At 39.0% G+C, this 9,805-nt stretch carries 13 protein-coding genes; 1 reads left to right on the top strand and 12 read right to left on the bottom strand.

Annotated elements, in window-relative coordinates:
* Positions 1-327 (bottom strand): GntR family transcriptional regulator (locus AB1471_RS16315; protein WP_367780822.1); only part of this gene is annotated, 327 nt, incomplete at its 3' end.
* Between the two features lie 1,131 nt (positions 328-1,458).
* Between AB1471_RS16315 and abrB the strand changes: the two genes are divergently transcribed.
* Positions 1,459-1,746, top strand: coding sequence for a transition state genes transcriptional regulator AbrB (gene abrB / locus AB1471_RS16310; RefSeq protein WP_367780826.1), 288 nt, complete (start codon positions 1,459-1,461; stop codon positions 1,744-1,746).
* Between the two features lie 60 nt (positions 1,747-1,806).
* On the opposite strand, the gene rsmI is transcribed toward abrB, so the two are convergent.
* The 11 genes from rsmI to AB1471_RS16255 form a co-directional block, all read right to left on the bottom strand.
* Positions 1,807-2,688, bottom strand: a complete 882-nt coding sequence (gene rsmI / locus AB1471_RS16305; RefSeq protein WP_367780825.1) for a 16S rRNA (cytidine(1402)-2'-O)-methyltransferase — start codon at positions 2,686-2,688, stop codon at positions 1,807-1,809.
* Positions 2,666-2,956, bottom strand: a complete 291-nt coding sequence (locus tag AB1471_RS16300; RefSeq protein ID WP_367780821.1) for a GIY-YIG nuclease family protein — start codon at positions 2,954-2,956, stop codon at positions 2,666-2,668. Before AB1471_RS16300 ends, rsmI begins: the two co-directional genes overlap by 23 nt.
* Positions 2,940-3,683 (bottom strand): tRNA1(Val) (adenine(37)-N6)-methyltransferase, encoded by a 744-nt coding sequence (locus AB1471_RS16295; RefSeq protein ID WP_367780824.1) that lies wholly within the window; start codon positions 3,681-3,683, stop codon positions 2,940-2,942. The genes AB1471_RS16300 and AB1471_RS16295 overlap by 17 nt, the downstream gene beginning before the upstream one ends.
* A 124-nt stretch (positions 3,684-3,807) precedes the next feature.
* Positions 3,808-4,182 carry a DNA replication initiation control protein YabA gene (gene yabA / locus AB1471_RS16290; protein ID WP_367780820.1) on the bottom strand — a complete coding sequence of 125 codons (375 nt, stop codon included), beginning with the start codon at positions 4,180-4,182 and terminating at the stop codon, positions 3,808-3,810.
* 15 nt (positions 4,183-4,197) lie between these two features.
* The gene (locus AB1471_RS16285; protein ID WP_367780819.1) at positions 4,198-5,025 is read right to left on the bottom strand and encodes a PSP1 domain-containing protein; all 828 of its coding nucleotides are present in this window, start codon (positions 5,023-5,025) and stop codon (positions 4,198-4,200) included.
* Complete coding sequence (gene holB, locus AB1471_RS16280; RefSeq protein ID WP_367780818.1) at positions 5,018-6,022, bottom strand: DNA polymerase III subunit delta'; 1,005 nt, start codon at positions 6,020-6,022, stop codon at positions 5,018-5,020. Before holB ends, AB1471_RS16285 begins: the two co-directional genes overlap by 8 nt.
* A 13-nt stretch (positions 6,023-6,035) precedes the next feature.
* Positions 6,036-6,476 carry a YaaR family protein gene (locus AB1471_RS16275; RefSeq protein WP_367780817.1) on the bottom strand — a complete coding sequence of 147 codons (441 nt, stop codon included), beginning with the start codon at positions 6,474-6,476 and terminating at the stop codon, positions 6,036-6,038.
* 21 nt (positions 6,477-6,497) lie between these two features.
* On the bottom strand, positions 6,498-6,827 hold the full coding sequence (darA, locus tag AB1471_RS16270; RefSeq protein WP_367780816.1) for a cyclic di-AMP receptor DarA: 330 nt from the start codon (positions 6,825-6,827) through the stop codon (positions 6,498-6,500).
* A gap of 122 nt (positions 6,828-6,949) precedes the next feature.
* The gene (gene tmk / locus AB1471_RS16265) at positions 6,950-7,576 is read right to left on the bottom strand and encodes a dTMP kinase (RefSeq protein WP_367780815.1); all 627 of its coding nucleotides are present in this window, start codon (positions 7,574-7,576) and stop codon (positions 6,950-6,952) included.
* Entirely contained in the window at positions 7,569-9,005 is a 1,437-nt protein-coding gene (locus tag AB1471_RS16260; RefSeq protein WP_367780814.1) for an aminotransferase class I/II-fold pyridoxal phosphate-dependent enzyme, read from the bottom strand. The genes tmk and AB1471_RS16260 overlap by 8 nt, the downstream gene beginning before the upstream one ends.
* Positions 9,006-9,133: 128 nt before the next feature.
* Positions 9,134-9,286, bottom strand: a complete 153-nt coding sequence (locus tag AB1471_RS16255; protein ID WP_367780823.1) for a sigma factor G inhibitor Gin — start codon at positions 9,284-9,286, stop codon at positions 9,134-9,136.
* Positions 9,287-9,805: the final 519 nt, after the last annotated feature.

The following is a 9,805-nucleotide window of genomic DNA, read 5'->3' as shown; positions in this document are numbered from 1 at the left end:
GTGAATGCATTCGGAGAGTAACGCAAGATCCTCCTCTGACATATACGTAGCAGCGGTTCTGGCCGCTTGTCCTTCTAATATGATACGAACTTGAAACAGGTGACGCAGGTCACTCTCAGTAGGGTTGGCTACGCGTTTCTTCTTAATTAATCCTTCTTGCTCCAGTCGCCGAATGGCTTCTCTCACAGGTGTACGGCTCACACCAATCTCTTCTGCTAGTCGTTCTTCTACTAACTTCGTGCCACCTTCAAGTTCACCGCTCAATATTTTATCCCTTATCGCTACGTATGCAATGACATACGCAGATTGTGATGATGGTTTTGACATGCTTATCGGGACTGCTACGAATGTATTCGACCTGGCTGTGTAGATCGGTCATTTCGGCAGCAGTCACTCCTCCTCTGCTCATCAGGGTTCAATTGATCACACCCAATAATCAATTCTATTTTCAGTATATAGGGAAGAAAAACGAATGAAAAGAAATAAACGACCACACTTAATGTATATCATTTAAAAAATATTAGTTCTTAATAAATGTTGGGGTTCTTACACAACTTCCGTGAAATAAAAAATGCACGATCATCATCCATTCTTTTATACTTGAATTGTCGAGAAACAAGTATAGATTGGAGATGCGTACAGTTGAATTTTACCATGGATTTTACCATGATTAGAAGAGATGAAATGATAAAAAATCAGACCTGCTGTCGTGTGGAAATGCCAAATTAAACTTCACAGGTGTCCAACTTGCCAGACCAAGACATGGAACCAAAAATTGTTAGTGAGAACACTACAGCATCTGAATTTGAGGACGGCACAGTTATTTCTATGATTCATGAACATGACTTGTAGCGTCATAGATTCGTAGAAACTTATCTAAATTTAATTTTATCTGAAAAAAATATAAAAAAAGATTACCTGTTACAAATAAGCGACAAAACTTATGCGCATTTGGCTTCCGAAGCGTTGAGCGTTTCAGAGCAAAGATATTATTAACACAAGTGGGTGTTCACCTTGGATAGGGTGAAGATAATTTCACTTCACACCAGCATTTGACATAGAACCGAAATTTTTGTATACAAAAATTTAAAATTCGAGTACAATCATACCAACAATTGAAAGCGCTTTATTCAAAGATGAGGGTCTGTTTGACTAACATTTTGTCGAAATATAGGGAACTCACAGGATTGTTTGTCGAATAGTTCATTCGTTTAAATTGAAAATATCTTATTTACACTTACATATATTTCATTATATAGTAATTAGTATAGAAGTTAGATATTGTTAAAGTATTTCGGACCTTGTAGTATCAATGTTTCTATTTAACTAACAAGGATGTTTTGAAGTCTATTAATTTATTGACGTATTTGGCAAACGTTGGTATGATGAATGCACAGAGAAAACTTTGTCGAAAATTGACGAAAAGGAAACTCATTATTAAACCACTTTGAGAGGAGAATTTTTATGAAATCAACAGGAATCGTTCGTAAGGTAGATGAGTTAGGCCGTGTGGTTATTCCCATTGAGCTTCGCCGTACACTAGGAATTGCAGAGAAAGATGCGCTAGAAATTTACGTAGATGATGAGAAAATCATTCTCAAGAAGTACAAGCCAAGCATGACTTGTCAAATTACTGGGGAAGTTTCAGATGACAACCTTAAACTAGCTGCTGGTAAACTTATTCTTAGCCGTGAAGGTGCTGAATTACTTATTAAAGAAATTCAAAACAATCTTCAAAACGCATAAATAATTCATACTAATTATATTAGCCTGTTTGAACAATCGTTCAAACAGGCTTTCTTATATCTACTCTTCCGCCACGTGATACGCTTGGTAAACTTCACGCTTTGAAACACCCCGATCCTTTGCGGTTTCTTTGATAGCTATTTTGGACATCATGTCTTGCTCGTTTATATATGTCTCTACATGTTGTTGAATGGAAAGCTCTTCCCACCATTTTATTTCTTCCTTTTCCCATGCCTCTTTTGTTGCGCCCTCTATCACTAAACAAAATTCCCCGCGCAACTCTGTATTTTCAGCCCACTTAAGACCTTCTTCTACCGTACCACGTATAAACTCCTCAAACTTTTTTGTTAATTCTCTTGAAATAACGATTTTTCGGTTCGCCCCAATTGACTCGATCATTTGCTTTAATGTATCTTTCAATCGATGTGGAGACTCATATAAAACAAACGTCGCTGGGATCGTTGCTAAAAATGATAGCTCTTCTCTTTTCTCTTTTTTTCCACGAGATAAAAAACCATAGTAGTAAAATGGTTGTGGCACTAGCCCCGACGCAATTAGTGCTGTGAGAGCGGCGTTGGCTCCAGGAAGTGGAACTACAGTGATGCCTTTCTTTAGGGCGTCTTGAACTAGTTCGAACCCTGGATCTGAAATACACGGCATGCCCGCATCACTCACTAATGCTACCTGTTCTCCATTTTTCAAACGTTCGATTAGTTTTTTCCCGCTCACTTCTTTATTATGTTCATGGTAACTTATGACATGAGTTGTTATTTCAAAATAGTTACATAGTTTTTTTGTATTTCGTGTATCTTCCGCTGCAATTACGTTCGCCTCTTTTAACAAACGAATTGCACGAAAGGTCATGTCTTCTAAATTTCCGATCGGTGTTGGGACTAAATACAACTGTCCGACACCTTCTTTAAAGCTTTGCTGCGTTTGAATCATGGCGATTCCTTCTTTCCATTAAATAGTGATCTTTTTTCAAGCGCGATAGTTGTTTAAACGAATACTCTGCTTGCATCGCTTCACGCTTTGTATCAAATCTTTCAGCGTGGAGAAGAAAAGCCGGTAATCGCGTGCGTGTATATTTTGATGCTTTTCCCTCATTGTGCTGCGTAAGACGTCTAGCTAAGTCAATCGTATACCCACCATAATAGGAACCGTCCGCACAATGCAGGACATAAAAAAAGTGATTATGCTCTGTCTCCATACAAAATCTCCTTTATTTCTGATGTGTATTCCCCATTTTCCTCATGAACATAAAGAGGTGGTAAAATCTTCACATCTGACCTTCCATCTTTAATTCCTTCTATTAATATGGTGTTCGCTTCTTTGCCATTATTTGGGTAAATAAACCTAATACGTTTCGGTTCTAGACGATATTTTCTCATTAATGTCACTAAATCCAATAAACGACCCGGACGGTGAACAAATGCAGCTTTTCCACCCTGCTTTAATAGCTGGCTACTTGCTTTAATTGTATCTTCTAGTGTGCACATAATTTCGTGACGAGCAATCGCAAAATGCTCGTTAACATTTTTTTCTTCCATTGATGAAGTTAAAAAATACGGTGGGTTACACGTTACAACGTCATGTCGTGCTGCGCCAAGATTTGGAACCACCTTATTTAAATCATCGTGAATCATAGACAACTGTCCCTCTAGACCATTATGAGCAATACTGCGGATAGCCATATCATGAAGCCTCTCCTGAATCTCAACACCAACAATCTTGCCTTTTGTGCGGGTACTCAACAATAAAGGGATAACACCATTGCCTGAACAAAGGTCAATTAAACTGCCTTTTTGAATTGGTACATGAACAAACCTAGCGAGTAAAACCGCATCTAATGAAAAAGAAAACACAGAGGGACTTTGAATTATTGCCAAATCCTCCGCTAATAAAAAATCTAACCGCTCGTCGCCCACGAGTTGCATAAAATCCACCACCTTTCCTCCATAAAAAAGAGCCTGACGCTTCCAACCCCGTGTCTTTCCCCGCGCCTATGTAGCGTATGAGAAATCGACATGGTCGCAAAACGCCAGCCCCCATTTACGTTGATTATTTTTTATTTAAAAACGATAGACAGAATAAGCAATCCTCGTCTTTACGCGGACTTCCAAAATGGATGTTGCAAATGTGAAACCCCTCTTGATATAGACGTGCAAGATTGTCATATCCTTCTCCAATTTCTGAGACTTGTCCATCTTCACCAACAAAGTCTACTGATGTGCGACCTTTTCCCTGGACGGATTCTGTTCGACCATTGTCGAGTTGATCTAATCGCCGGCGTAAATGGTCATTTTCGATTTGAAGCGAATGGTTTTCTTCCATCATTTCAGCGAGGTGCTGTTTTAGCTCCCCTAGCTGCTGATACAAGTGACCAATTTGCTGCTCCATATTGGTGACGGAATCAAAGAACTCCTTCTTATCCACGAACACTCCACCTCATTACTCTGTGGCTTGAATTGATGTGATATCGTTGCTTATAATTTCTTCAAGCGTATATTCTAACGTACGGTCTTGCCCCTTCATTTCGACCTGAAGAACACGCTCTAGCATGTTAAGACCTACAACTTTCCCTTTTCCTTCATGTGTTTGAACAAATTGCCCAAGATCAGGCATTTCTTCTTTTGCTGCTTCATATTCATCGTTCTCATATTTTAAGCAGCACATTAAGCGACCGCAAAGACCAGAAATTTTAGCCGGATTGAGAGAAAGGTTTTGATCCTTTGCCATTTTAATTGACACCGGTTCAAAATCACCCAAAAAGGTTGAGCAGCAAAGCATCCGTCCGCATGGACCAATACCTCCAAGCATCTTCGCTTCATCACGCACACCAATTTGTCTTAATTCAATGCGGGTTCTAAATACAGACGCCAAATCCTTTACAAGATTTCTAAAGTCAACTCGACCGTCTGCTGTAAAGTAGAAGATCACTTTATTTCGGTCAAATGTATATTCGACATCCACAAGTTTCATTTCTAAATCATGTTCCCTAATTTTTTTTTTGCAAACTTCGTAAGCATGTTTAGCTTCTTCTTTATTTTCCTGGACAGACAAACGATCTTTTTGATCGGCAATACGAACCACTTTTTTCAGTGGAAGTACTACATCATTCTCGTCCACCTTTTTAACGTCTACAACAACTTTACCGTATTCGACTCCGCGTACCGTTTCCACGATGACATATTCATCTTTTAAGATGTTGTGCTGGTTTGGATCGAAATAATATATTTTGCCCGCTTTTTTAAAGCGAACACCTACTACATCATACAAACGCAGATCCCCCCTGCAATTTGAGCAACAACTGCTCCATAAGCAGCTGTGTGTTCATGTTTTGATTTATATGTCTCTTGGCTTCTAAAATAGTTGTCATTTGTTCAGACAATTTCTTTGTTGATATTTGAAGCGCATCTCTCTGTAACTCATCTAGATGATCAGGAAAAGATACATGGTCTACCTTTTCCGTTTGGATGTAAAGGAGATCTTTATATATAAGAAGAAACAAGTCTAAAGAAAGTTCGATTTGTAATTTTTCTTTAAAGTGTGGCAAAAACTCGCTTTGAAGACGCGTCATGGCTTCAAAGGGATGTTCCTTTAACACTTCATACAATTTTAACACTATTTTTCGAGCTTGTACAAACCACTCATCCGAACTAAGCTCAATTCCTTCATTAAGTTGATTGGTTACTTTCGAAAGGAGAGCAGCCATCGTCGGATGAACCCCTTCTAACACCAAACGCTCTTTAAAAAGTACAGGTGATAGCGAATGAAACGCAACGTGCTGACACCTTGATAATATGGTTGGCAGCATTTGATGCATTTTCTCTGTAATCAAAATCGCAGTCGTTGATTGGTGCGGCTCTTCCAAGAATTTCAGCAATGAATTCGCTGCTTGAACCGTCATTTTATCCGCAAAATTGATAATATACGTTTTGCGTTTTGATTCCATTCCTGTTTTACTGAATTCCTCTTGCAATGCTTTAATCTGATCTTTTTTTATCGATAGACCATCAGGTTCGATCAAGTGGATATCTGGATGACTACCGTGAACAATCCGTTGACACTGATCGCACTCCCCACAAGGCATCCCGTTTTCAGGTATTCGGCAAAACAGACCTTGTGCTAAAAAAATGGCCATATCTTTTTTTCCCGTACCTCGCGAACCCTCAAATAAATAAGCGTGCGCAATTCGCTGCTTCGCTAAACTATTGATCAGCATTTTAGCCGCAAGTGGCTGCCACTGTTTTAACTCAATCCAGGTTGCGGTCACTTCTATCCCTCTTCTACGTATATAAATTGATCAATAAGCCTTTAATTTCGCCAATTTGGTCTAAAATATCAATGGATTCTTGTTCACTATCCATTAAGCTATCTGTCAACGATGTAAGCTTCTCATTAACTGTTTCAACAATTCTAAGCTTTCTTCCTTCACCATATTGATTCCAAGAATGTGATTGTTTAAGATCTATTCCATAATCTACTGTTTCTTTAACGAAACGACGCACTAATGTTTTAAATTTTGCAAGGTCTTTGAAATTACGTGACCTGATCAAACGATCTCCCGCTTGAGTCACATCTCCCATCAAGCGTGTAAGCTGCTCCACCTGCAATTTTTGATCCTGCTTTTGAACAATGGCTCCAAACCTAGCTTGTTCATTAGCTAATGGTTGTTGTCCTTTTGGCAGTTGATCGACACCGACACGTAAATCTTGGTTAATTTTCATGTTACACGATCACTCCACAAATTAAAATTGATGAAACTGCTCAATTGGTAAGACGAATACGGTTGCTCCACCAACTTCAACTTCAACAGGGTACGGAATATAAGAGTCAGCATTTCCACCCATCGGAGACACGGGTGCAACCATTTGCTCACGTGAACGACAACTATCATTGATCACCTCAAGAGCTTTATCTACACGCGCATCCTCGGTACCAATTAGAAATGTGGTATTACCGGATTTTAAAAACCCTCCTGTACTAGCAAGCTTTGTTGCACGGAAATTATTTTTCATCAATTCAGTTGATAGACTGTTGCTATCTTGATCCTGAACTACAGCGACAACAAGTTTCATCCATCCCACCCTCTTCCTTTTTAAAGTAGTTGGTTGTATTCACTATTACTACCTCTAGTATAACAAGAATGCGAACGCTTTACTAAATCATTCTACATTCCTTTTGATTAAGTTATGCCTTTTTAAAAATGAGCTGTGATTATCTCTAACGCTTCTTCACTTACCTCTTCTATCGTGCGACTCGCGTCAATCTTACGCATTCTCTCTGGAAAACGTGTCAGAAGCAGTTGATAACCTTCATACACCTTTTCATGAAACGCCATGCTTTCTAGATCTAAGCGGTTTACTTCACGTCCATCATTTTTCGCAATACGCGCCATTCCTTCGACAGGGTCAATATCAAAATAAAGCGTGCAATCTGGCATCATATCTCCTATTGCAAATTGGTTAATACCCCACACTTCATCGATTCCAAGACCTCTCGCATGACCCTGATAAGCAAGTGAACTATCAATAAAACGATCGCACAAAACAATTTTTCCTTGTTCTAGTGCTGGAAAAACCTTTTCCACTAAGTGCTGACGGCGGGCAGCTGCATAAAGTAACGCTTCTGTTCGGCTATCCATTGTGGTATGCGTTGGATTTAATATAACTTCGCGAATCTTCTCAGCAATGTCAATACCACCTGGTTCTCTAGTAAGTAGTACATCATGCCCTCGATCTTTTAATTCTTCTACAACCTTATTAGTGACAGTTGTCTTTCCCGCACCATCAGGCCCTTCAACTGTTATAAACATTCCTTTACTCATTGCTTTCCTCCATTGTACGTACGACCTTTATTTTTCCTTCATGTATTAATTGGTCCCCTTGAAAATGCAATCCTTTTTCGATCCATTTTGATAACTGAAAAACTTTCTCCCCGGTTATTCTCTCACCAGAGATTACAAAAGGGATGCCTGGTGGATACGGAATGACGGATGCTGCAGCAATTTTCCCTGTTGTTTCTTTAATGTCGATCCACTCTGATGGAGCGTTATCCACCTCCTGAAGGGGCATGGCTAGTTCTTTAATTGAGTCTTGCACTGCTAATTGCGGTGAAATGATTGGTTCTTGTTCAGTGGTTCTTTCTTCAGAAGCTATCTCTCTTACCACTTGAACGATTCGATCAACCGAAGTCAGCACACCTTCTTTTAAGAGAGGAAGAATTAAAAGTACCTGTAGTGGATCGGCTAGTTCCACATAAATTCTACGTTGTTCAAGTCTCCTTTGAAGTTCGTACCCTGAAAAATTATTGATCTTAAGAATCAGCTTTAATGGATCATCTGCTTCAATCACTATAACTTCTTGAGATTGCGATAATTCTCTTATCAACTGTTTCCGATAATTTAAAAAGTATTGAATATCCTGCTTTGTCATTGTAGCCAAATATGATCTAGCTGCATCAAGAGAAGCCATAATTGGATAAGATGGACTGCTTGATTGAAGCATCCCTAACACACGTTCCACTTTACGCTTATTTACTCGTTCCGTTCCAATATGCAAATACGACCCCATCGTCAACGCAGGCAACGTTTTATGTGCAGAATGAACCACAATATCTGCACCCATTGTAAGTGTAGATTCCGCAAATGGAGGACCTAATGTTAGGTGAGCACCATGCGCTTCATCTATTAACACGAGCAAACCACTCTGTTGCGCTTTTTCAATAAGAGTTTGAATGTCGCATGCATGTCCATAATACGATGGGTAAGTAAGGATAATTGCTTTTGCTTCTGGATAACGTTGTATAGCTTCTTTTAAAACAGCAACGGAAATGCCTTGTGGTGTTTGTGATCCTTTATTAATGAATGGCTCTAAAAAGATCGGTCTCACATTGCTGAATGAGCAAGCGTTAATGATCGATTTATGGCTATTACTTGCTACTAATACTGTATTGCCAGGATCACATGTTGCAAGGATCATCGTCAGATTACCAACAGTCGAGCCATTGATTAAAAAATAACTTTTTTGAGATTGATAATGTTTTCTAAGCAGATTCATCGCATCCTTAATCACACCCGCAGGAGCATGCAAATCATCTAATCCTATAAGCTCCGTCACATCCAAAGAGCCCATCTCACCGAAAAATCCGCTCTGATCCAGTAATCCGTTTTTATGACCAGGTACGTGATACGAAACTGGATCTTGCTTTTTAAACTTATTTAACGCCTCCACTAAAGGCATGCGTGATTGATCCATTATATTTCCACCTATTCTTTAAATACACTTGATTGTATCATCTCATACCTTGCTTATAAATACCGAATCATGCACAAAAATAACCAAGTCCATTGTTCAACTTGGTTATCACGTGAGCTAGTAGTATATTAATCTCTTTTTAATATATGCACCCAGTTATCATAAGCGCGATCATCAACCTCCAGTGTAATCAATGACTGCTCACACCACGAACAGATCAATTTGTTTTTCAACCTAATCCCGCGTTTATACCGTCTACCACACGCTTGGCACACTCTCATATCACTCAATCCCTCCATTTCTCGATGGCACGTATCATCAAGTATGGACATAAATCATCGACCCTAATCTTAATTATATTATTCAGATAGAAAAAGAATGTGCCAATACCCATACCTTTTAAAGAATTCTTTTTAAAGATTTAATATCCCTTGATGCAACCTACCAAATTAAACTAAAAGATCTCTTCGTACGTTTCCATTGATAATCGAATGCAATCGTTTACTTCGAAGCTACGTAACCTGCTTACTAATAATTAAATATTTTGATCATATAACTTTTGGAATATACCATTGAAGTAATATTCATATCTATACGAAAGGATGATTAGTTTACGATGAAATCAAATTTAAAAGTAGTATCAAAGAGAGTGCGAGCCGCAGCCCCTAATTAGTAAGAAAAAAGGCTCCAATCGACTGCTTTTTACACAAAAAACCGCTCCACAATGGGAACGGTTTTTCATCTCGTGCCTAGCGACGTCCTACTCTCACAGGGGGAGTCCCCCAACTACCATCGGCGCT

This window comes from Jeotgalibacillus marinus (assembly GCF_040801915.1).
GTDB lineage: Bacteria > Bacillota > Bacilli > Bacillales > Jeotgalibacillaceae > Jeotgalibacillus > Jeotgalibacillus marinus.
This window is presented reverse-complemented; position numbering and strand designations above follow the sequence as displayed.

What these genes read in the sequence shown, in the direction of transcription:
- AB1471_RS16300 (WP_367780821.1), bottom strand. Translation starts at nt 2,956, where the DNA reads ATGGAGACAGAGCATAATCACTTTTTTTATGTCCTGCATTGTGCGGAC.
- AB1471_RS16295 (WP_367780824.1), bottom strand. Translation starts at nt 3,683, where the DNA reads ATGCAACTCGTGGGCGACGAGCGGTTAGATTTTTTATTAGCGGAGGAT.
- AB1471_RS16275 (WP_367780817.1), bottom strand. Translation starts at nt 6,476, where the DNA reads ATGAAAATTAACCAAGATTTACGTGTCGGTGTCGATCAACTGCCAAAA.
- darA (WP_367780816.1), bottom strand. Translation starts at nt 6,827, where the DNA reads ATGAAACTTGTTGTCGCTGTAGTTCAGGATCAAGATAGCAACAGTCTA.
- tmk (WP_367780815.1), bottom strand. Translation starts at nt 7,576, where the DNA reads ATGAGTAAAGGAATGTTTATAACAGTTGAAGGGCCTGATGGTGCGGGA.
- AB1471_RS16260 (WP_367780814.1), bottom strand. Translation starts at nt 9,005, where the DNA reads ATGGATCAATCACGCATGCCTTTAGTGGAGGCGTTAAATAAGTTTAAA.
- AB1471_RS16255 (WP_367780823.1), bottom strand. Translation starts at nt 9,286, where the DNA reads ATGAGAGTGTGCCAAGCGTGTGGTAGACGGTATAAACGCGGGATTAGG.